This window comes from Rhodanobacter glycinis, assembly GCF_006438785.1.
GTDB classification, from domain to species: domain Bacteria; phylum Pseudomonadota; class Gammaproteobacteria; order Xanthomonadales; family Rhodanobacteraceae; genus Rhodanobacter; species Rhodanobacter glycinis_A.
The window spans coordinates 1,557,811-1,578,097 of record NZ_RCZB01000001.1; the positions used below are offsets into that span (position 1 = coordinate 1,557,811).

20 protein-coding genes are annotated in these 20,287 nt (G+C 64.7%); 13 read left to right on the forward strand and 7 right to left on the reverse strand.

Going from position 1 to position 20,287, the window contains the following annotated elements:
* Window positions 1–179 precede the first annotated feature (179 nt).
* The 3 genes from EAH75_RS07495 to EAH75_RS07505 all read right to left on the reverse strand — a co-directional run bounded on the left by EAH75_RS07495 (window position 180) and on the right by EAH75_RS07505 (window position 3,535).
* Window positions 180–797, reverse strand: coding sequence for a C40 family peptidase (locus EAH75_RS07495; RefSeq protein ID WP_241668921.1), 618 nt, complete (start codon window positions 795–797; stop codon window positions 180–182).
* Window positions 798–1,356: 559 nt separating this feature from the next.
* Window positions 1,357–2,088, reverse strand: coding sequence for a YggS family pyridoxal phosphate-dependent enzyme (locus EAH75_RS07500; protein ID WP_140805074.1), 732 nt, complete (start codon window positions 2,086–2,088; stop codon window positions 1,357–1,359).
* 22 nt (window positions 2,089–2,110) lie between these two features.
* Entirely contained in the window at window positions 2,111–3,535 is a 1,425-nt protein-coding gene (locus EAH75_RS07505; RefSeq protein WP_140649939.1) for a M20 family metallopeptidase, read from the reverse strand.
* 223 nt (window positions 3,536–3,758) lie between these two features.
* Between EAH75_RS07505 and EAH75_RS07510 the strand changes: the two genes are divergently transcribed.
* The 3 genes from EAH75_RS07510 (at window position 3,759) to EAH75_RS07520 (ending at window position 5,226) form a co-directional block, all read left to right on the forward strand.
* The gene (locus tag EAH75_RS07510; RefSeq protein WP_140649936.1) at window positions 3,759–4,121 is read left to right on the forward strand and encodes a ComEA family DNA-binding protein; all 363 of its coding nucleotides are present in this window, start codon (window positions 3,759–3,761) and stop codon (window positions 4,119–4,121) included.
* An 86-nt stretch (window positions 4,122–4,207) separates the two neighbouring features.
* A complete protein-coding gene (locus tag EAH75_RS07515) occupies window positions 4,208–4,681 on the forward strand; it encodes an SET domain-containing protein-lysine N-methyltransferase (RefSeq protein ID WP_140649934.1) in 474 nt (157 codons plus the stop codon).
* Window positions 4,682–4,686: 5 nt separating this feature from the next.
* Window positions 4,687–5,226: a GNAT family N-acetyltransferase gene (locus EAH75_RS07520; RefSeq protein ID WP_140649918.1), complete on the forward strand. Its 540-nt coding sequence runs from the start codon at window positions 4,687–4,689 to the stop codon at window positions 5,224–5,226.
* A 47-nt stretch (window positions 5,227–5,273) separates the two neighbouring features.
* Here the strand turns inward: EAH75_RS07520 and EAH75_RS07525 are convergent, their stop codons facing one another.
* On the reverse strand, window positions 5,274–6,158 hold the full coding sequence (locus tag EAH75_RS07525; RefSeq protein ID WP_343182728.1) for a hypothetical protein: 885 nt from the start codon (window positions 6,156–6,158) through the stop codon (window positions 5,274–5,276).
* A gap of 44 nt (window positions 6,159–6,202) precedes the next feature.
* Window positions 6,203–8,386: a M1 family metallopeptidase gene (locus EAH75_RS07530; RefSeq protein ID WP_343182729.1), complete on the reverse strand. Its 2,184-nt coding sequence runs from the start codon at window positions 8,384–8,386 to the stop codon at window positions 6,203–6,205.
* A 342-nt stretch (window positions 8,387–8,728) separates the two neighbouring features.
* Here EAH75_RS07530 and EAH75_RS07535 point away from each other — a divergent pair, with 342 nt between their 5' ends.
* The 10 genes from EAH75_RS07535 to EAH75_RS07580 all read left to right on the forward strand — a co-directional run bounded on the left by EAH75_RS07535 (window position 8,729) and on the right by EAH75_RS07580 (window position 18,280).
* Window positions 8,729–9,418: a response regulator gene (locus EAH75_RS07535; RefSeq protein ID WP_140649911.1), complete on the forward strand. Its 690-nt coding sequence runs from the start codon at window positions 8,729–8,731 to the stop codon at window positions 9,416–9,418.
* Window positions 9,415–10,830: a sensor histidine kinase gene (locus EAH75_RS07540; protein ID WP_140649909.1), complete on the forward strand. Its 1,416-nt coding sequence runs from the start codon at window positions 9,415–9,417 to the stop codon at window positions 10,828–10,830. The genes EAH75_RS07535 and EAH75_RS07540 overlap by 4 nt, the downstream gene beginning before the upstream one ends.
* A 170-nt stretch (window positions 10,831–11,000) precedes the next feature.
* Window positions 11,001–12,464 carry an efflux transporter outer membrane subunit gene (locus tag EAH75_RS07545; RefSeq protein WP_240046160.1) on the forward strand — a complete coding sequence of 488 codons (1,464 nt, stop codon included), beginning with the start codon at window positions 11,001–11,003 and terminating at the stop codon, window positions 12,462–12,464.
* Window positions 12,464–13,594 (forward strand): ABC transporter permease, encoded by a 1,131-nt coding sequence (locus tag EAH75_RS07550; RefSeq protein ID WP_140649905.1) that lies wholly within the window; start codon window positions 12,464–12,466, stop codon window positions 13,592–13,594. The genes EAH75_RS07545 and EAH75_RS07550 overlap by 1 nt, the downstream gene beginning before the upstream one ends.
* 5 nt (window positions 13,595–13,599) lie before the next feature.
* On the forward strand, window positions 13,600–14,355 hold the full coding sequence (locus EAH75_RS07555) for an ABC transporter ATP-binding protein (protein ID WP_140649903.1): 756 nt from the start codon (window positions 13,600–13,602) through the stop codon (window positions 14,353–14,355).
* On the forward strand, window positions 14,352–15,350 hold the full coding sequence (locus tag EAH75_RS07560; RefSeq protein ID WP_140804926.1) for an efflux RND transporter periplasmic adaptor subunit: 999 nt from the start codon (window positions 14,352–14,354) through the stop codon (window positions 15,348–15,350). Before EAH75_RS07555 ends, EAH75_RS07560 begins: the two co-directional genes overlap by 4 nt.
* 83 nt (window positions 15,351–15,433) lie before the next feature.
* Window positions 15,434–16,270, forward strand: coding sequence for an alpha/beta hydrolase (locus EAH75_RS07565; protein WP_140649898.1), 837 nt, complete (start codon window positions 15,434–15,436; stop codon window positions 16,268–16,270).
* Between the two features lie 2 nt (window positions 16,271–16,272).
* Complete coding sequence (locus EAH75_RS07570) at window positions 16,273–16,650, forward strand: EamA family transporter (protein WP_140649896.1); 378 nt, start codon at window positions 16,273–16,275, stop codon at window positions 16,648–16,650.
* Window positions 16,647–17,048 carry a DMT family transporter gene (locus EAH75_RS07575; RefSeq protein ID WP_140649894.1) on the forward strand — a complete coding sequence of 134 codons (402 nt, stop codon included), beginning with the start codon at window positions 16,647–16,649 and terminating at the stop codon, window positions 17,046–17,048. Before EAH75_RS07570 ends, EAH75_RS07575 begins: the two co-directional genes overlap by 4 nt.
* 20 nt (window positions 17,049–17,068) lie before the next feature.
* On the forward strand, window positions 17,069–18,280 hold the full coding sequence (locus EAH75_RS07580; protein WP_140649892.1) for a DegT/DnrJ/EryC1/StrS family aminotransferase: 1,212 nt from the start codon (window positions 17,069–17,071) through the stop codon (window positions 18,278–18,280).
* Between the two features lie 2 nt (window positions 18,281–18,282).
* On the opposite strand, the gene EAH75_RS07585 is transcribed toward EAH75_RS07580, so the two are convergent.
* Both EAH75_RS07585 and EAH75_RS07590 read right to left on the reverse strand, forming a co-directional pair.
* On the reverse strand, window positions 18,283–19,164 hold the full coding sequence (locus EAH75_RS07585; RefSeq protein ID WP_140649890.1) for a hypothetical protein: 882 nt from the start codon (window positions 19,162–19,164) through the stop codon (window positions 18,283–18,285).
* Window positions 19,157–20,227 (reverse strand): peptidogalycan biosysnthesis protein, encoded by a 1,071-nt coding sequence (locus EAH75_RS07590; protein WP_140649888.1) that lies wholly within the window; start codon window positions 20,225–20,227, stop codon window positions 19,157–19,159. Before EAH75_RS07590 ends, EAH75_RS07585 begins: the two co-directional genes overlap by 8 nt.
* Between the last annotated feature and the right edge of the window lie 60 nt (window positions 20,228–20,287).

The following is a 20,287-nucleotide window of genomic DNA, read 5'->3' on the forward strand; positions in this document are numbered from 1 at the left end:
CAGGCGTGGCGAGCGCAGCTGACGCCGCCCGATGAATGTACGGATACGCTGACCCGTGGCGCGGAAATTCGTTCATCCAGCCAGCGTGCTGTCAGCACGACAGGACGTCAAGCCGGCCACCACGCAAAAGCCGCCTTGCGGCGGCTCTTGGATACAACCGATGCTGCAATCCAGTCGGCTCAACCCTTGTCGACCACCTGCGCCATTGCTTCGGGCCGCTTGGCACCGGCAAAGCGCTTGGCCCAGTAACCGCTGTCGAGGCTGGAAATTTCGACCGACTTGCCGGTATTGGGCGAATGGATGAAGCGACCATTGGAAATATAGATGCCCACGTGCGAAATGCGCCGCTTGCCATGGGTGCGGAAAAACACCAGATCACCTGGCTTCATGTCGCCCCGCTTGACCTTGAGCCCGGCCAGGAACTGCGAGGCGGAGTTGTTCGGCAGCTGCATGCCGACCGCATGCGCGAATACGTAGCGCACGAAGCCGCTGCAATCGAAACCGGTGGATGGGTCGCGGCCACCGCGCACGTAGCGGATATCACGCAGCTTCATCGCCATCGCGATCAGCGATTTGCGCAGATCGGTGATGCTCTGGGCGCCGTCAACGGCGGGTGACAATTCGTCACCCTCTGCCTGATCCGCGGCGACGCTGTCGGCCACCACGCTGTTCGCAGCCACTTCATTGCCGACCGTTGGTTGGGACCAGGCATTCACCGGAACAACGGCCTGGGTCAGCAGCGGCGCCGGATGGAAGACCGGCAGCGAATGCAGCGGTTGCGAGGTGAGAAAGGACAAGGTCTGCGGGCCGGTCGCCGCCGGCGTGGCGCCAAGGACACCAAAACCTGACAGGCCCGGTGTCAGTCCGACTGTCGCGACACTCTTTGCTGCAGCCGAGGTATGGGCCTTGGCCACGGCCCGCCGTGAATGGGCAACTGACTTGTGTTTGGCGACGGCGAGCTTGCCGTGCCGTGCATGCGCCGACACGTGATGTGCCGCCTTGGCGTGTGTCTGCTTGTGATGCTGGGCGTGCGTCGCAGGGACTGACTTACCGTGAGTCTTGCCGGTCGTTGCCTGCAGCGGTGCAATCACAAGCATGGCTGCAGCAAGCACAGAGAAGACGGTCAATCGCTTGATGGGCATGCGGGGGAAATCCCTTGTGATTCACAGGATTGGCCGCCTGCAGAAGCTGACGACGTGACGAAGTAGTGAACTTAACAAGAAGATGCCGTGTGTATGTTGGATTGAGGTTAACTGAACCCTGTCGTTTCAAAAAACGGAGAAGGGGCGCACACTCCAATCCAAGTTTCTGATTCGTAAATAATTATCGCAATCGTGACTTGTAACGAAGCCGTGTTCAGGACTCGACAGGCGCCTCGGGCCAGTAATGGGAGTCCGGGTAGGACCGGTTTCCGAAAATCGCCGTGCCGATGCGTACCTCGGTGGCGCCTTCGGCGATGGCCAGCGGAAAATCGTCACTCATCCCCATGGAAAGTCTGGTCAACTCATGACCTTGTGCCACGGCCTGATCGCGCAGCTCGCGCAGCAGGCGGAAGCAGCCACGCACTTCGGCCGGCTCGCTGGAATGGATCGCCAGGGTCATTAGGCCACGCACCCGCAAGGTGTCGTAACCGCGCAGGGTATTCAGGAAATCCGGCAGCTGTTCAGGCGGCAGCCCGTATTTGCTGGGCTCGGACGAGGTCTTCACCTGTACCAGCACGTCGATCGCGCGGCGCTCCTGCTGCAACCGCCGATCCAGCGCCTCGACCAGCTCCAGCCGGTCCAGCGACTGCACCTCGCTGGCCAGCCGCGCCACGTCCCGGGCCTTGTTGGTCTGCAGATGACCGATCATCACCCAGTCGATGTCGCAATCGGCCAACGATGCGGACTTGTCGCGGATCTCCTGCGCCTTGTTCTCGCCGAAACGGTGCAGGCCCAGCGCGACCGCAGCCCGGATCAGCTCCGGGCCGAAGGTCTTGCTGACAGGCAGAATGTCGACATCGGCAGGATCGCGCCCTGCCATGCGGCAGGCATCGTCGACGCGTCGGCGGATCCGCACCCAGTTGCTCGCCAGATAGGCCGTGTCCATACTCATGCGCCGACGATCGTGCTCAGGCCTGTCTGCCCTGCTGGTGGTGGCGCGCCACCACTTCGGCAACCACCATGCTGACCTTCTTGCCGGTGGGGATATGCAGAAACTCGTTCGGACCGTGCGCATTGGAATGTGGCCCGAGCACACCGGTGATCAGGAATTGCGCCTTGGGGAATTTCTCGCCCAACATGCCCATGAACGGAATGCTGCCGCCCTCGCCCATGTAGGTGGCCGGAGCGCCGAAGTAGTGCTGCGAGGCATCGGCGACTGCCTGTTCCAGCCATGGCGACAGCTGCGGTGCGTTCCAGCCGCTGCCATCCTTTTCCAGCGCAAAAGTAACCTTGGCACCATACGGCGGTTCCTTTTCCAGCAGCTGCTTGAGTATCTCGCCCGCCTTGGCGCCACTGAGCGTGGGTGGCACGCGCAGGCTGAGTTTCACCGACGTCTGCGGTCGCAACACGTTGCCGGCACTCTCCAGCGGCGGGATGCCGCCTATGCCGGTCACCGCCAACTGTGGGCGCCAGGTACGGTTGAGCACGAGTTCGGCCAGATCGTGAGTGACCGGCTGCATGCCTTCCACCCACGGAAACTTGTCGTAGATGTCCTCGCCCAGCACCTCGGCTGAAAGTTTCGCCTGCTCGACCCGCTGCTGCGGGATCTCGACGTACAGCTCTTTCGGCTTGATCTGGCCGGTGGCCGGATCCTCCAGTCGCGACAACAGATCACGCAGGATGCGAAAGCTCGATGGCACCACGCCAGAGGCATCGCCCGAATGCACGCCCTCCTCCAGCACCTGCACGGTGAGGTTGCCGCCGGTCATGCCGCGCAGTGAGGTGGTGAGCCATAACTGGTCGTAGTTGCCACAGCCGGAATCCAGGCACACCACCAGCGACGGGCTGCCGATGCGCGCAGCCAGATGATCGACATAGAACGGCAGATCGTAGCTGCCCGATTCCTCGCAGGCCTCGATCATCACCACGCAACGTGCGTGCGCAATGCCCTGCTCGTGCAGCGCCAGCAGTGCCGCCAGCGAGCCGAAAATCGCGTAGCCATCGTCGGCGCCGCCACGACCATACAGCCTGTCGCCCTTGATCACCGGCGTCCATGGTCCGAGGCCGTCGGCCCAGCCAGTCATCTCCGGCTGCTTGTCCAGATGGCCGTATAGCATCACGGTGTCGTCGCCTTCGCCCGGCACGTCGATATAGATGAGCGGGGTACGCCCTTGCAGCCGCACTACTTCAAGCGTGGCGCCCGGCAACTGGCTCAACTTGGAGCGCGCCCAGGTCTCCATCAGAGAGACCGCAGCGTCCATGTAGCCATGCTCAACCCACTTCGCATCGAACATCGGCGACTTGTTGGGAATACGGATGTATTCAACCAGCTGCGGCACGATTTCGTCGTCCCACAAACCACTGACGTAGCGGGAAAGGCGGGCAGTATCCACGGGCAAACTCCATCTGGCGGTCAGATTTTCATTGTAGCAGCGTGACCTGCCGGCACTGACACACCCTCAGGAAGCACCCACAGATGTCGACGGGCATGGCGCACGTCGTCATTGCGGCGCATCCGACTGCGCGTTGCGCCAGTGCCACGCAAAGTGCGATCGCGGTATCTGCATATCGCCATCATCACTTCGCTACGTCACCACCATTTCAAGGAGGAAGGCCATGTTCCACAAACTCGCCGCACTTGCGTTTGCATTGACCCTCGCCACGCCGGGGCTGTTGCTCGCCGCCACGCCGGTCAACATCAACCAGGCCGACGCGGCCACTATCGCCAAATCACTCGATGGTATCGGCCAGTCCAGGGCGCAGGCCATCGTGGATTGGCGTACCGCCCACGGGCCATTCAAGAAGGCCGACGACCTGCATCACGTCAAGGGCATCGGCAAGGCCACGATCGAGCGCAACCGCGATGCGATCCTGCTCACCGACGACGCTGCCGGTGCCGTTGCCAAGGCCGACACTCCGGCCAAAGCCGCGCACAAGAGCAAGAAGGCCGCCAACGTGGAAGCCTCGGCCGAAGAGTGATCCAGCCTGGGGAACCGGCGACGCGATCCATGGCGGGTCGCGCCGCTTGCGTTACACTCGCGCGCCCACCCTGCCGTCACGCCTTCATGATCCTGCCGCGTTACCACATTGCCGCCTCCGCCATCCGCGGCGCCGGCAAGGGCCTGTTTCTCGATGAAACCGTTGCTGCGGGGCGCATCATCACGGCGCCCGATGGCATCGAGCAGACCTTCCGGCATGCCGACATCGCCGCTTCGACCGAGCTCAGCGCGCAGTTTCATGCCAGTGCGCGCTGGTTCGAGGATCGCTACACGCTGTCGCCCGACTGGCCGGACGAGTGCTACATCAACCATAGTTTCACCCCAAACGGCCTGTGGCACCTGGGTTTCGTGTTTGCGCTGGCCGAATTGCCCGCGGGCAGCGAGATCACCGTGGATTACCGCCACCTGCTGCCACCCGGCCAGGCCGAGGATTTTGTGGATTCGCTCACAGGTGAGACAATCACCGGATTGTCCTGGCATGAGAGCCTTGCCAGCAGCACCCGCGCGCTGGCCGGACTGCTGGACGCCGCCCACCGCTGACCGTGATGTTTGATATCCCTACTCTTGAAACGGCGCGCCTGCGCCTTACCGCGCTGACCGAAAAGCACTTCAACGATTACGCCGCAATGCTGGCCGATCCGGACAGCACTCGCTGGATCGGTGACGGCCAGCCGCTGGATCGTACCAATGCCTGGCGCTCGCTCGCGATGCTGCTTGGACACTGGCAGTTGCGCGGCTGCGGCATGTGGGCGCTGGAACTGAAGTCCACGGGCGAGTTCATCGGCCGGGCCGGGCTGATGTACCCCGAGGGCTGGCCGGACCTGGAAATGGGCTGGATGCTGAAGCCAGGACACCGTCATCACGGCTATGCCACCGAAGCGGGCAACGCCGTGCTCGATTTCGCCTGGAGCCAGTTGCACGCGCCGCGTGTGATCAGCCTGGTGCGCATCGGCAACGAAGCCTCCGACCGGGTGGCCGAACGGCTCGGCGGCGAGCACATCGAAGACATGGATTTCTACGGCAGCAATAGTCACGTCTTCGCCTACTACCCGCCGCACCGCGAACACCGCCGCGCTTACGCATGAATTCTTTCGCCTGAGTCGCCGGTCGTGCGCCAGCGACTACCAGGCAGTTACAAAGCTGACGGCAATCCGCCGCTGCGCTGCGACGATGGCAGGGAACGCGCCACTTCCGCCAGGGCAAATAGCCGGGCCACACGAACCCAGCCGAGCACCAGCACCATCAGTTGCGCCAGCAACACTGCCAGTACCAGGCCACCCACGCCAACGGCCTGGGTGTGCACGCGGCCCACGCCCAGCGCGAGCGCCAGTGCATAACCAACCAGGCTGATCAACAGATAGCAAGACAACGTGCTGAACGGCCGGCGCAGCAACTGCATGAAACCGCGACCGAACGCCCGCGTGGCGGATCGCAGGCTGACGTCTGCAATGAATGCCGCCCGCCCCGATTCCACGATCGCCTGCGCCAGCACGAACAACAACAAGGACAGCCACATGGCCATGTGCGACGCACTGTTCACCTGCGACTCCAGCACCGCCTTGTGATCGATCCGGTCTACCGCCTTGAATGTCAGGCCAATCAGCACTGCCATCACCGCATAGGGCAGGATCGACCACAACATCAGACGGAACATGCGGCCGTATTCGACCACGCCACACTGGAGCAGGTGGCTGAAACCGAGCACGCGCCCGGCACGCCCAGCGCGCCCGCTGCCGATCATCATGCCGTTGAGAAACGGCGACAGCAGCAGGGTCAGCAACAGGCCCAGCATGGCCGCACCATGCAACCAGTCGGCACTGTCGCTCAGCGCCGACATGGTGTCGCCGAACATCAACGGGCTGAACTGTGTCGCCCACGCCTGCACGTGCACCGAATGATCGAGCAATCCACTCAGCGTGCGCCATAACGGCAGGCTGACCACGGCCGTCGGCAGCAGCAGGAGCAGAACCCAGAGCAGCAGCAGGCGCCATTGCATGGCTGCCAGGGGTGCACGCATGGCGGCGCCAAGATCAACCCGGCGCGAAGCATGTTTGTTCATCATCACAGCGACCCCACCAAGGCGTAGAAGGCCTGCAACAAGGAAGCGACATCCGCACTCCAGCGACGCGACGCAGTGCCGTCGGCCTTGGTAGTCAGACTGTCGTTGAGCTTGTTTGCATCCAGATAGATCTTCTGTTCCGGATCGAGCGCGGCCGAGACCACCTTGGCGGGCTTGGTGAAGACGAAACGGGCCCAGCGTCGATCGTCATTCCACTTCACGTCCTCGCTGCTGCCATCGGCAAACTTCACACGCAACAGCTGCGGCACCTGGGCGCCGTCGCGCGATACGGTCACCGTGCTGCTCCACGGAAATGGCCCACCGCCCGGTTTTGCATTCGAATGAACTTTGGCCCAATCCTCGCGCTGCTTGTCGATCTGCTTGTCAATCTCGCTGCTGTTGAACTCGGTGCGCTTGCCATCCTTCAGCACGCTGCCGGTCTGTGGCAACACTTCGACGGTGTCGATGCTGGCAACGCGGTCATCGATGCGTGCGGTGCCATATACATACTGGTCGAAGACCTCGTTGACCGCCTTCGCATTACCGGAGACATCGATCAAGGTGGCGCGCAGATCGGCCGCGGACGGATGCCGGAAGCGCCAGCGTTTGTAGTACTCGCGGAAGGCGCGCTCGGTAACATCCTTGCCCAGACGCTCTTCCAGATCGTGCATTGCGGTGGCGGTGCGCGAATACACCGTACCGTAGCTGCTGCTGGAAAAACGATCCCATGCGTTCTCGCCGAGCGGATCAGCCGGCTGCTTCAGGCCCGAAGCCATGCGTTCCACCGAAAAGCCGGGGAACGCTGGCGCAAAACCCAGACGGCGCAGCAACGGCGTGGTGAGATCGATGCTCTGCCCGCGCTCGCGCAGCATGCGCTGGTCCCAGTATTCGTTGAGGCCTTCATCGAGCATCGGCTCCTCGAACTCGTTCGAGGCGAGAATGCCGTAGAAATAGCCGTGACCGAACTCATGGATGGTGACGAAGTCGGAGGCGTACTGGTTGGGCGTGCCCGGCTCCACCTTGGTATAGCCCTCGGTGGTGTAGAACGTCGGGTACTCCATGCCGCCCGCCTCGTCGGCGTTGTACGGCGGCACCACCACGGTGAGCGTGCGGTACGGATACGCACCAAGCGTCTTCGAGAAGTAGTCCAGCGAATCGGTACTGGCCTTCAGCTGGGTCTGCGCGCTGCCGACATACTCGGGCGGATACAGCACCTTCAGCGCCACCTTCGGGCTGCCCGGCCCCTGCCAGCTTCCGTCCAGCGTCTTGTAGCCCTTGGCCGCGACCCAGGCGAAATCGTGCACATCGCCCTGCATGAAGTGATATGTGGTCTTGCCGTTTGCCGCCTGCGGCTGACCTTGCAACTGGCCTACCGCGCCCACGGTGTAATCGCTGGGCACGGTCAGGTTCACGTCGTACGAGCCGAAGTCGGCGTAGAACTCGCTGTTGAAATGGAACTCGTGCACGTTCCAGCGCGGTGCGATGGCACCGCGCTCGCCGGCCAGTTCCAGCACGCCGATCTTCGGAAACCATTGCCCGACCAGGTTGAAGTCGCCGAACCAGCCGGTGCGTTCGACCACACGTGGCAGCTGACTGAGAAAATCGATATCCAGTGCCAGGGTCGCACCGGCCGCCACCGGCTCGGCCAGATCGATGCGCACCACGGTCTGGTCGGTGGTCGGCCCGCCATCGGGCTGCACGAAGCTCCACTTCAGCGCGGCATCACCTTGCCTGACCTGCTGCAGGTCGATCCAGCCCCATTCACCCTTCTTCAGCGCTGCCTCGCCACGCGAACGGCCATGCGCGGTCAATACCTTGCGTTCGGTGAACCAGGTGCTGCCTTCGTTCTGGAATCCGTTGAGGTACAGATGGAAATAGACATGACTGACCGGGCGATCGCTGCGGTTGCGCCAGGTCATGTGCTCCCTGCCGGTCACCGCGTGTTTGGTGGCATCCAGCTCGGCATCGATCCGATAGCTCACCACGCGGTCGGACAAGGTCGCTTCGGTGCCGGTGCGCTCGCCGCCCCACGCATCGGCGGCACTGGGCGCCAGCGGAGCGGCGGCATCGGCGACGGCAAACGGAATGTCGGCGAGTACCGCCGTACCCGAATCGGTGGGCGCTGAAGTCGCACTGGCCGGCACGGACGCCGCCGCAGGTGCAACAGCCAGCTGCGCAGTCGCCATCCAGGGCCAGACCGCGACTGACAGCGTTACGGCACACAGATATCCCCACTTGCGTACAACTGGCCGCATGTTTGCTGCTCCCCCGGGCAATCCGTACAGAGTGCACTCAACCAGTTCCGTGCGGCATAGGCCAGAGGTCATGCAGGCGCCAGCCGCCAGGGCGTCGCATGAGCCTTGCGCAAATCGCCGCGAGGGAACTGCGGCCGGTCGGGGTGGTCGGATGTGCGCAGTCGCAGGATATTCCGGCAGCACCTGTCTACCTGCACCGAAACGCCAACTAGAATCAACCCCGGAACAGCCGGCTACCGGGCCGGTGATCTTCACGCGCCACCTGGAGTCCCCATGCGCATCCTGCTTGCCGAGGACGATCCCTCCATCGCCGAGGGCATCTGCGCGTCGCTGCGACATGGCGGCCATGCCGTGGACCATGTGGCCGCCGGCAATCTCGCCGATGCCGCGCTGCGCGACCATGCCTACGACTTGCTGGTGCTGGATCTCGGGCTGCCCGCGATCGATGGCAGCGAGGTTTTGCGCCGACTGCGCAGCCGCGGCACCGGCATGCCGGTGCTGGTGGTGACGGCCCGCGATGGCTTGCCTGAACGCATTCGCGTGCTGGATCTTGGTGCCGACGACTATCTGGTCAAGCCCTTTGCACTGGCCGAATTCGAGGCGCGCGTGCGTGCGCTGCTGCGACGGGCCAGCAGCCGCGGCAAGCCGGAACTCGTGCTGGGTCGATTGCGCCTGGATCTGCCCGGCCACCGTGCCTGGATCGACCAGAATCCGCTCGAACTGACGGCGCGCGAGTTCGGCCTGCTGGAAGCGCTGGCGCTACGCGCCGACCGCATCACCAGTCGCACGCAGCTGGTCGAAGCGCTGTGCGACTGGGATCAGGAGCTGACCGACAACGGGCTGGACATCGCGATTCATCGCCTGCGGCGCAAGTTGCATGGCAGTGGCACGGGCGTGCGCACCATCCGCGGCCTCGGCTACCTGCTGGAAGAAATGGCGGAAGCCGGGAACGATCCAGCATGACCGCTCCCCGCCCCCCGCGCCGGCGCCCCAGCCTGCGTCGTCGCCTGCTGGTGTTCCTGCTGATCCCGGTGATCGCACTGCTGATGCTCGATGCCGTACTTTCCTATGGCGTGGCGTTGACCTATGCCAATCGCGTACACGATCGCGATCTCAGCGACGATGCGGTGGCGTTGGCGAAGATGCTCGGCAACGATCAGCTTGGCAGCCAGCTGACCCCGCAGGCACGTTTCCTGCTCGAATACGATCCGGACGGCCGCAGTTACTTCAGCGTAAGCAGCAGCAGACACGGTCTGCTGGCCGGCAATGGACAGCTGCCGCAACTGGCACATGCCCCGGTGCTCGGCGCCGCGCCCACGCTGTACAACACCTTGTTCGACAAGCGCACCTTGCGTGCAGCGACGGTCCGCACCATGGCGCGACACGACCCTGGTGACAGTCTGATCGTCACCGTCGCCGAAACCCTGCACGATCGACACGAACAGGCACGCGAGATCCTGCTGCTGGCGGTCGTCATGCAGACCTTTCTGATCGTCTGCATTTTGGCGCTGGTCTGGTTCGGAGTCGCCCGCGGCTTGCGCGTGCTTGATCCGCTGACGTCCCGCCTGGCTGCCCGCTCGCACGAACTTACCCCGATCGACGGTGCCGATGTGCCACAGGAAATCCAGCCGCTGACCAGCACCATCGATGCGCTGTTCAGTCGCCTGCGCAGCATGCTGGCACTGCACGATCGCTTCATCGCCGATGCTGCGCACCAGCTGCGTACCCCGTTGACCGGTTTGAGCCTGCATGTCGAGCGCGCCCTCGCCGATCCGCGACCGGAAACCGTGGCCGATGCGCTCGCCCACATCCAGCGGCTGACCCAGCGCGCGGCGCGCACCTCATCACAATTGCTGGCGCTGACCCGCGCGCAGGCTGCGCCGCTGGAAACGGAGGGGCCGCAGCTGGTCGATCTGGGCCAGCTGATTCCCGAAGCCGTAGCGCAGCGTATCCACGAGGCGATCCGCGCCGGGGTCGACCTAGGCTACGAGGGCAGCACGCAGCCGCTGCACATCCTGGGCGAGGCCGCCAGCGTGCAGGACATGCTGGACAACCTGATCGACAATGCCGTGCGCTACGCCGGTCGTGGCAGCGTCATCACGGTTCACCTGCAGGCGCGTGCTGATGGCGGTGCCAATCTCAGCGTCGAGGACAACGGGCCTGGCGTACCGCCCGAACTGATGTCGCGATTGAGCGAACGTTTCTTTCGTGTCGCCGGCAGCAACGAAGCAGGCAGCGGACTGGGGCTCGCGATCGTCCAGAGCATCGCCAAACGCCATCGCGCCGAAGTGGTCTATCAGGCCGGCAGGGAGCGTGGCCTGCGCGTGGAAGTGCGCTTTCCGCCAACGGCGCCGTCGGCCGCCCGCACAACATGAAGGTAACCCGCGCCTGCGCCACCTCAAAGTACAATTGGCTCGACTTGGCCGGCCCGCGGCGGCGCCGTCAGGATAAAGAAAGACTCCGTGACGACAATGACGCGCCAGAGTCCTCACAGACTACCCATGGGTGTAACAGCACCCGATCGTTGCCATGGAAAATGCATACCGTGCCACTTCGATTGAACCAGGCAACTCACGGCAGCAATTTGCGCTGGTGCCTGTTGGGCGTACTGCTCGCCGGTCTGGCCGGTTGTGCCGCACCACTGCCCAAACTGGTGCCGCCCCTACCGCTGCAGTGGCAGCATGCAATGGCTTCGGCTTCGGCCAAGCCGACGGATCCACACGGCTGGTGGCATGCCTTTGCCGATCCCGAACTCGATGCGCTGGTCGATCGCGCACTGGACAGCAATCTTGATGTTGCACAAGCGGTCGAACGACTGCGTGCTTCTCGAATTCTGCATGCCCATGCCCAGGCGCGTTACCTGCCGGCGCTGAGCGCGCGCACCAATGACGCGATCGATCCGGACGCCAGCGCATCGTTCTTTGTCGCCGGTTTCGACGCCACCTGGGAGCTGGGACTGTTCGGCCGTGCTGAAGGCACCCGGCGCGAGGCGCAAGGCAGCCTGGACGCCAGTGTCGCCGACCTGCGTGCCGCGCAAGTCAGCCTGGTTGCCGAGGTCGTGCGCGAATGGATCACCCTGCGTGCCGCACAACAGCAAGAAGAGCTGCTGCTGCAGGTCAGCCACGCCCGCCAGCACCAATGGCAGTTGCTGCAAGTGCGGCAACGGCTCCAGTTGACCGCGCCCGGCACGGTGGATCAGGCGCAGGCAGCTTTCGCGCAGTCGCAGGCCGCGCTGGCCTCGCCGCGACAGGCGATTAACGCCAGCGCGCAACGACTGGCCGTTCTGCTTGGTCAAAACCATCCCGATCCGCTGTGGCTGCAGCCCGGCACGCCACCGGAGCTGGGCGCATGGCGGCTCGATGGCGCCCCTGCCGATCTGTTGCGTACGCGCCCGGAAATTGCGCGCGCAGAGGCGGATGTGTTGCGCACGGCCGGCGAACTGGCGCTCACTCATGCCGACATGTTTCCCAGCATCGGGCTTGGCGCTTCGATGATCTGGGCCACCGACATCAACAACAACCACAAGTTCTCCAACACTCCCAATGGCATTGCATCGGTGGGCCCGGCCATCAACATCCCGCTGTTCGACTGGGGCATGCGCTTGGCGGCCACCCATGCGAAGGGTCACGAACTGAAAGCCAGCGTACTGGCTTACCGGCAAGCGGTGCTGCAGGGCGTGGCGGAGGTGGAAACCGCGCTTGGCAGCCTGCAGCAGCAGCAACAGCGCGAACAGGACGACACGCGGGCCTGGCAGGCGTTGCAACGTGTGGATCAATCCGTGCAGGCCCGCGTCCGCCTGCGGCTGGGCAGCCCGCTCGATCGTGCCGAAAGCCAGATCGCCGTCACCCAGGCCGCGATTGAATTGGCCGATGCACGCGCCGGGCACAGCCTGGCTTACGTGGCATTGTTCAAAGCCCTGGGTGGGGCGCCGCTGCCATCCACCGCGGCAGAGGAAACGGCACCGGCTGCATCCGCCGAACCGGCCGCCGCCCATGAGGCGCGGCGCTGATGGTCGCCCTTGCACGCAAGACGCTGATCTACGAATGGCGACGCTTTCTGCCGGCGATGCTCGCGGTGGGTTTCGCCGGCCTGTTGCAGCTGCTGCAGATCGCGTTGGTGCTGGGCATCTTCGGCAGCACCAGCCTCTACATCACCGGCTCGTCGGCCGACATCTGGGTGGGCTATCCCGGTACCCAGAGCGTGGGTCAGGGCCGCGCGATCGACGCCGACGTGGAATCGCGCATCCTGATGGACCCGGCGGTACAGCGGGTCGAACCCTACTTGTGGGTCGATGGCGACTGGCGCGGGCCGGGCGAAACCGGCGGCGTTTCGGTGTTCGTGTCCGGTATCGATCCGTCCGCCGATGGCCTGATGTTTTCCAAGGCGTTGTCGCCACAGTTGCGCGCACGACTGGCCGAGCCGGATGCGATCGTGGTCGATCGCTCCGCGCTGGAAGAACTCGGCGTCAGCCTGGGCCATAGCGCCACCATCAACGGTCAACAGGTGCACGTGGTGGGTATCAGCAGCGGATTGCGGGCATTGGGTGGGATCAACGTACTGTGTTCGCTGGATACCGCCCGCCGACTCGACAACGACCCGGTCGACGACGGCCCGACCTATCTGGTGGCCAAGCTGCGCGACCCACGTCAGGCCGATGCAGTTGCACTGCGCCTACGCGGCGACCAGGCGTTTGGCCCTTACACCACATGGAGTGCCGACGATTTCGCGCGTCGCTCCGTGCTCTATTGGCTGTTCGATACCGGCGCCGGTGCCGGCGTGCTGTTCCTGGCCGGCATCGTGTTTCTGGTCGGCGCAGCGATCACCAGCCAGACCCTGATCGCCGCCGTCAACGGCTCGGTGCGCGAATACGCCACGCTCAACGCGTTGGGCGTAGGCGTGGCCGCCTTGCGCCGGGTGGTGCTGGAGCAGGCTTTCTGGGTCGGCGCCCTGGGGTTGCTCGGTGCCAGCGTGCTCGGCATCCTGCTGCTGTTGCTGGCGCGCAGCCAGGACGTACCGGTGGTGTTGAACGTGCCGGCCGCACTGGCCTGCATCGTGCTGGTGATGGGTCTTGCCGCCGTCTCCGGCCTGGCCGCGATGCGCAGCCTGCGCCGCGCCGATCCCGCCACCTTGTTGAGATAGTTGCCATGCACGCTGCTCCTGCCATCGAAGCGACACCCGTGCCTGCCCTGCAGGCCGAAAGTATCAGCAAGGCGTTCGTCTCCGGCCACCAGCGCACGCAGGTGCTGGACGGCCTCTCGTTGAGCATCGACGCCGGCGAACTGACCCTGATCTCCGGTCCCTCCGGCTGCGGCAAGAGCACCCTGCTGGCGATCCTGAGCGGTCTGCAGAAGGTCGACAGCGGTCGCGTGCGCGCGCTCGGCAGCGAGCTTGGACAGCTCGATCTGCGCGCGCTGGAACGTTTCCGTCTGCAGCACACCGGCTTCGTGTTCCAGGGCTTCAACCTGTTTCCCGCGCTGAGCGCGTTCGAGCAGGTCGAGCTGCCGCTGAACCACATGGGCCTGTCGCGTGACGAAGCCCGCCGCCGCGCGCAGCGTTCACTGGAGGAAGTCGGCCTGGCGCATCGCATGCGCTTGCGGCCGTCCGAACTGTCCGGTGGCGAGAAGCAGCGGGTGGCCATTGCCCGCGCACTGGCCAAGGAGCCGGAGTTGCTGTTCGCCGACGAACCCACCAGCGCGCTCGACGCCGCCAATGGCCAGATGATCATCGACATCCTGCACCGGATCGCCCACACGCACGGCACCACCGTGCTTTGCGTCAGCCATGACCCACGCCTGGTCGTCCACGCCGACCGGGTACTGGCGATGGAAGACGGCCGCATACTCAGTGACCGGCGCACTCATGCGCCGCTCAGCGACAGCAGCAAGGACCTCACCCCATGACGCCGCCTGACACGAAACCGCTCGCCATCCATCCATCACGGCGCCCAGGCGATCTCAACCTGCTCCGGCTCAGCTGCCTGGCGCTGTCGTTGGCGTGGCTGCTCGCCGCCTGTTCCAGGCCGGCCGACGTGCCTGCCGGCGGCGGCGCAAAATCCGCCGCCTACACCGCCGTGGCACGCGGCCGGATCGACATCGAAGGCGGCCTGCTGGCCTTGTCGATGCCACGCGAAGGCACGCTCGCCACGGTCGCCGTGCATGAGGGCGATCGCGTCAAGAAAGATCAGCTGCTGGCCGCGCTGGACACCGAGCCGGCCCGGTTGGCAGTTGACGCCGCCCAGGCGCAGCTGGAGCAGGCGCAGGCACAACTGAAGCTGCTTGGCATCAAGCAGGTCGCGGCGAAACAGCGCGCCGGTCGACTGGTTGCAGCCGTTGCCGCCGGTGCCGGCGATGGCCAGAGCGCCGACGATGCCCACGAGGCCGCTGCGCAACTGGACGCGGAGCATCAGGCCGCGCAGGCCGCCACCAGCATGGCCAGCCAGAAACTGGCCGAGGCACGCTACGAATTGAAGCAGCGCAGCCTGCTAGCCCCGTTCGATGCCGAGGTCGTGCATGTCGCGGCCCAACCGGGTGCAAGCGTCTCGTCATCCTCCGGCGCGTTGTTCACCCTGCTGCCGCAGAAGCCGCGGATCGTCCGCGCCGAACTCAACGAAAGTTTTGTCGGCGTGATCAACCCGGGCATGCACGCTGAAGTGTCCGCCAGCAACGATGCCGCCAACGCCCGCTGGAGCGCACACGTGCTGCGCATCGGCCAGGTCTACGGCCCGGCGACACTGGAGAACGATCCGCAGGTGCGCGCCAACGCCCGCACCGTGGAGTGCGTGCTGGCGTTCGACCAGCCCAACTCCGATCAAACCCGGGATCTGCGCATCGGTCAGCGCGTGATGGTCCGCTTTGGCGCCACGCCTGCGCCCGCTGCAACCGCGTCGAAAGACTGAGGAAACCGCGTTCTGCGACGCTGTGTTTCATCGAGGACGGCAGCCGGTTGTAAGGTCGTCGCTCAAACCTGCAGGGCGACCGCGTGATCCAGCAAACCGATTTCTTCTTCGAGGGTGGCCGCAGCGGCGTATTGCTGATCCACGGCCTCACCGGCACGCCGATGGAAATGCGGCTGCTCGGCAAGGGCCTCAACCGTGCCGGATTCACCGTGCACGGCATGCAGCTGGCCGGTCACTGCGGCAACGTCGAGGATTTGCTCGCCACCGGTTGGCGCGACTGGTACGCCAGTGTCGAAAAAGCCGCCGACGACTTGCTGGGCAAGGTCGACCACCTGTTCGTCGGTGGCCTGTCGATGGGTGCGTTGCTGGCACTGAAACTGGCTGCGGATCGCCCGCAGCAGGTCGCCGGTGTGGGCGTGTACGGGGCCACCTTCCGCTACGACGGCTGGAGCATTCCGTGGCTGGCGCGGCTGTCGTTCATGCTGCCGCTGCTGAAACGGCTGGGCATCGGCCGCCAGCGCAGCTTCATGGAGCAACCACCTTACGGTATCCGCGACGAACGCCTGCGTGCGCAAGTCAGCACGGCGATGCTCGGCGGCGACAGCGCCGCCGCCGGCCTGCCCGGCAACCCGTGGTATTCGCTGGCCGAGATGTACGGGCTGGCTGCCGATGTGCGCCGCCAGCTGTCACAGGTGAGTGCACCCTGCCTGGTTGCACACGCCAGCGAAGATGATGTCGCCAGCGTGAAAAACGCCAAGCTGGTGATGCGCGGAGTCAGTGCTCCGACCGAGCTGCTGCTGCTTGACGACAGCTATCACATGATCACCATCGACAAGGAACGACGCACCCTGATCGAACGATCGGCCGCGTTCTTCGACCGCATCGTCGCCGCCGATAGCGCCCAGCGCATCGCCGCCTGAGCATGCCGGTGACCGGCTCCCTCTCCGCCCTGGTTGCCAGCCTGTGGCTGCTCAACATCGTGCTGGACACTGGCGGCCAGCTGGCCTTCAAGGCCGCGGCTGGCGACCCCGCGGCCGGTGACGGGCTGGCGCGCTGGAGACACATGGCGATGCGTCCGTGGCTATGGCTCGGCGTCGGCTGCTATGTGATCGAGTTCCTGGTGTGGATCGCGTTCCTGTCGCTGATTCCGTTGTCCGAGGGCGTGCTGCTGGGTTCGATCAATATCGTGGCCATCATGGTCGCCGGGCGTTTCCTGTTCGGTGAAAAGCTGACCCGCCTGCGAGTGGCCGGCATCATGCTGGTGACGCTTGGCGTGGTGATCGTTGGAGTCGGCAGATGAAACGCTTTTATCTGATCGGTTTCCTGCTGCTGATGGGTTTCGACACGCTGGCGCAGATCAGTTTCAAATACGCCGGCACGCAGGCGCTACCGGTGGAAGCGAGCCTGGCGTGGTTGCTGCGCGTGTTCGGCCAGCCGTGGGTCTACGGTGCAGTGATCGGCTACATCGGCGCGTTCTTCACCTGGATGGCGCTGCTCAAGCATGCACCGATCGGCCCCGCCTTCGCCGCTTCGCATCTGGAAGTGGTATCGGTGATGCTGCTGTCGGTGTGGCTGTTCGACGAGCACCTCAATACCACCCGCGTGCTCGGCGCCCTCGCGATCATCGCCGGCATCGTCTGCCTGGGGCTCGCCGAAAGCCGCGAGCACGTGCCCGAGCCGACTCCAGCCGAAGCCTGATCACCGGCTAAGCTGTGCGCATGCTGCCCCGCCGCCCTCACGAACTGCCGCCCACCGCCGGCCTGCCGCTGCGGCTCGCCGATCTGCGTCCCGGTGCGCCAAGCCTGGCCGCCGACATCGCCGCGCAGCTGGGCACGCCACCGCTGCAACTGGAATGTTCCGGCACGGCGTGCCTGCTGATCGCATTGATCACGCTGAGCGAGTTGCAACCAGCGCGTCGCCGCGTGGTGGTGCCCGCCTTCACCTGCCCGCTGGTTGCCATCGCCGTGCGACAGGCCGGACTCGAACTGCAATTGTGTGACCTAAAGCCCGGTCACTACGACATGGATCCGGCCGCTTTGCGCGCCGCCTGCGACGAACGCACGCTAGCGATCATCCCGACCCATCTGGCCGGCCGCGTTGCCGACGTCGACGATGCCGTCGCGGTCGCGCGGAGCGTGGGTGCCTATGTGATCGAAGACGCCGCGCAGGCGCTGGGCGCACGCCGTGGCGGCGTCAGCGTGGGACTTGCCGGTGACATCGGTTTCTTCAGCCTTGCTGCCGGCAAGGGTTTGTCGATCTACGAAGGCGGCCTGCTGCTGGCGAATGATCCGCTGCTGCGCGAGAGCCTCGCGCGCACCGCCGCACGCAGCGTACCGCGCAGCCTCGGCTGGGAATGGAAACGCAGCCTCCAACTGCTCGGCTACGCCACGCTATATCGTCCCGCGGGATTGGGGCTGGTCTACGGCAACCCTCTGCGCCGCGCACTGCGCCGAGGCGATCCGGTGGCCGCGGTGGGCGACGATTTTTCGCTGACGATACCGCTGCATCGGGTCGGTCGCTGGCGACAGTCGGTCGGCGTGCATGCCGCGGCGCGTCTGCCGGCATTTCTCGATCAGCTCGCCGCGCAGGCATCGCGACGCCTGCCGCGGTTGCGCCGGATCGAAGGCATCCAGGTCATGGATGATCCGTCAGGTGCCCAGGGCACGTGGCCATTCTTCTTGCTTCTGCTGCCGGATCAGGCGCGCCGCGATGCGGCCATGGCGCAACTATGGTCATCCGGACACGGCATCAGTCGCCTGTTCATCCACGCGCTGCCTGATTACACCTATCTCGCCGACATGGTGCCAGCGCAGGCCGTACCGCATGCGCGCGATTTCGCTGCGCGCAGCCTGAGCATCGGCAACAGCGCCTGGATGAGCGACGCGGATTTCGAGACCGTCTGCACCGTGCTGGAAAACACGCGGGACTGAAATCAGCCGGAACGCGCCGCGATCGCCGCCAGCAACTGCAGATTCAACGCATGCTGCTGCGCTTGCCAGTCGGCCAGCTTCGCCGGATCGATCTCGGGCTGCTCGTCCATCGCCGACAGCTTGCGCTTCCACCAGCTGCGATAGCGGTAATGCGAGACCTCGCCGTTGATGTCGCTGCCGACCAGGCCATTGCGAAGACTGTCGATCAAGGCCAGCGCGTGAGTGGCCAACAACCGGCCCTGGTCCCAGTTCGTGTGCGCCACTTCCGCCGCAAATGCATCCTTGTCGATCGACAGGTAGGTCGGCATACGCTGCGCGCGTTGCAGTTCGATGAACGCATCGACCATCGCCGCAGGCGTGTCGAAACCGCGAAACGCGTGCGCCAGGCCAAACCGGCGTGCCCACTCGGTATCCACCCCCATGCTCCAGTAAGTCAGCTTCTTCCTCAGCAATGGTGTGAGGTAGTTCTCCCACGCGTGCCCTGCGCCGATGTCGCTCGAAGTGATGCCGAGTACGTGCACATGGCTGACCATCGGCAACATCGCCACGCGACGCACCCATGAACCGCAATGCACGCCAAACGGAAAGCGCATGTTGTCCGGATGGTTGTCGAGCACCACGACCTGGAAGGGTGCGGGCGCGGTCAGTCGCGCGATCAGCGGCCAGCTCAGGTGATGGAAGTCGCCGCTGCCGGTGAATACCGTGCCATATCGCGCCGGCAGCAGTTCGTCCAGCATGCAACGGAATCGCCGCATGGTCGCCAGCGAGCAGCCGAACCGGATCGACTCCTGCCAGTGTTCCAGCGGCAGCACCAGCCGGTCGGGCAACGCCCCCACCGAATGGTCGATGTCGAGCACGACAGGCCGGTTCACCAGATCACTCATCGGTAGCCTCCGTTGCCGCCTGCCACTGACGATCGCTTTCGAAATGACGGCCGAGCCGGCGCAGCAGCACGCGCAACAGCGGGTTGCGCGCATACACCGCATGTCGGGTGAAGGTCATGCGCGCACCGAGGAAGGATTTCACTTCGGGGTCGGTCCAGCCGGCCACGTACTGCGTGAGGCCGCGTCGCCGCGCGTAGTCGAGGTTGTGCATCCAGCTGACAAAGTACAGGTTGTGTTCGCGCGCCTGCGGATAGGCGAAACCGACGTATTTGTCGATCAGCTTGCCACCATGTTCGTAACACAGGTTCCAGCCGATCATCTGCCCGGCATGGCGATAGACGAACACCACACCGCCGCTGCCGCCATCGCGCAGTACCTCGCGAAAGAACGCCGCGGTCAACCGGTCGAAATGGATCTCGCTCTGCGCATACACATTGTCGAAGAGCGCCTGGAAATCCGCCAGCGTGGCCGCGTCGTCGAAACGTGCATCGCCGGCAGGCACCATCTCGATCTCGAGATCGGTGCGCGAGCGCAGCTTGCGCCGGATGTTCTTCCGCCGGCCGGAGGACAGTCGCGCCAGGTACGCATCGGTCGAGTCGAAATCAATCGACACCCATGCCAGCGCCTGCCCTTCCAGCAGGACATAACCCGCTCGCTCGCAGGCACTGGCAAACGCGTTTGCGTACGCATTGTCGGCGTCGTCGAGCAAGGGCGAATCCTGCGCGATATCCTTGACGACAAGCAGCCTGCATTCACGCCCATAAGCCGCCTTGAGGCCTTGTGCCAGTGCGTCCGGGGGCACGCCCGGGGGCAACGGTGCATATTCGGACACGGTGGTACCGGCGAAGCGCGTGCGCCAGCGCAGCAGGCGTCCCCACAGGCGGTACAGCGGCAGGCGAGTCACGCGGCGGCGCAGCGCGTCGTCCGCCGTGGTCAGCAGGTCGAACGGCGCCAGGAAGCTCGGCATCCCCTGCGGCGACAGCTGCACCGTGAAACCAACCGGTGGCTGCGCCATGAAATGCGCGAGCAGTGCATCCGGTTCCAGTTGCGAAATGAAAGGCATGAGTAAGCTGGCTTGCCTAGACTGATTGGGGCATAACATAGTCGTTTGCAGCCAGGAACC

What these genes read in the sequence shown, in the direction of transcription:
- EAH75_RS07500 (WP_140805074.1), bottom strand. Translation starts at nt 2,088, where the DNA reads ATGGACACGGCCTATCTGGCGAGCAACTGGGTGCGGATCCGCCGACGC.
- EAH75_RS07510 (WP_140649936.1), top strand. Translation starts at nt 3,759, where the DNA reads ATGTTCCACAAACTCGCCGCACTTGCGTTTGCATTGACCCTCGCCACG.
- EAH75_RS07515 (WP_140649934.1), top strand. Translation starts at nt 4,208, where the DNA reads ATGATCCTGCCGCGTTACCACATTGCCGCCTCCGCCATCCGCGGCGCC.
- EAH75_RS07520 (WP_140649918.1), top strand. Translation starts at nt 4,687, where the DNA reads ATGTTTGATATCCCTACTCTTGAAACGGCGCGCCTGCGCCTTACCGCG.
- EAH75_RS07525 (WP_343182728.1), bottom strand. Translation starts at nt 6,158, where the DNA reads ATGCGTGCACCCCTGGCAGCCATGCAATGGCGCCTGCTGCTGCTCTGG.
- EAH75_RS07530 (WP_343182729.1), bottom strand. Translation starts at nt 8,386, where the DNA reads ATGGCGACTGCGCAGCTGGCTGTTGCACCTGCGGCGGCGTCCGTGCCG.
- EAH75_RS07535 (WP_140649911.1), top strand. Translation starts at nt 8,729, where the DNA reads ATGCGCATCCTGCTTGCCGAGGACGATCCCTCCATCGCCGAGGGCATC.
- EAH75_RS07540 (WP_140649909.1), top strand. Translation starts at nt 9,415, where the DNA reads ATGACCGCTCCCCGCCCCCCGCGCCGGCGCCCCAGCCTGCGTCGTCGC.
- EAH75_RS07550 (WP_140649905.1), top strand. Translation starts at nt 12,464, where the DNA reads ATGGTCGCCCTTGCACGCAAGACGCTGATCTACGAATGGCGACGCTTT.
- EAH75_RS07555 (WP_140649903.1), top strand. Translation starts at nt 13,600, where the DNA reads ATGCACGCTGCTCCTGCCATCGAAGCGACACCCGTGCCTGCCCTGCAG.
- EAH75_RS07560 (WP_140804926.1), top strand. Translation starts at nt 14,352, where the DNA reads ATGACGCCGCCTGACACGAAACCGCTCGCCATCCATCCATCACGGCGC.
- EAH75_RS07570 (WP_140649896.1), top strand. Translation starts at nt 16,273, where the DNA reads ATGCCGGTGACCGGCTCCCTCTCCGCCCTGGTTGCCAGCCTGTGGCTG.
- EAH75_RS07575 (WP_140649894.1), top strand. Translation starts at nt 16,647, where the DNA reads ATGAAACGCTTTTATCTGATCGGTTTCCTGCTGCTGATGGGTTTCGAC.
- EAH75_RS07580 (WP_140649892.1), top strand. Translation starts at nt 17,069, where the DNA reads ATGCTGCCCCGCCGCCCTCACGAACTGCCGCCCACCGCCGGCCTGCCG.
- EAH75_RS07585 (WP_140649890.1), bottom strand. Translation starts at nt 19,164, where the DNA reads ATGAGTGATCTGGTGAACCGGCCTGTCGTGCTCGACATCGACCATTCG.
- EAH75_RS07590 (WP_140649888.1), bottom strand. Translation starts at nt 20,227, where the DNA reads ATGCCTTTCATTTCGCAACTGGAACCGGATGCACTGCTCGCGCATTTC.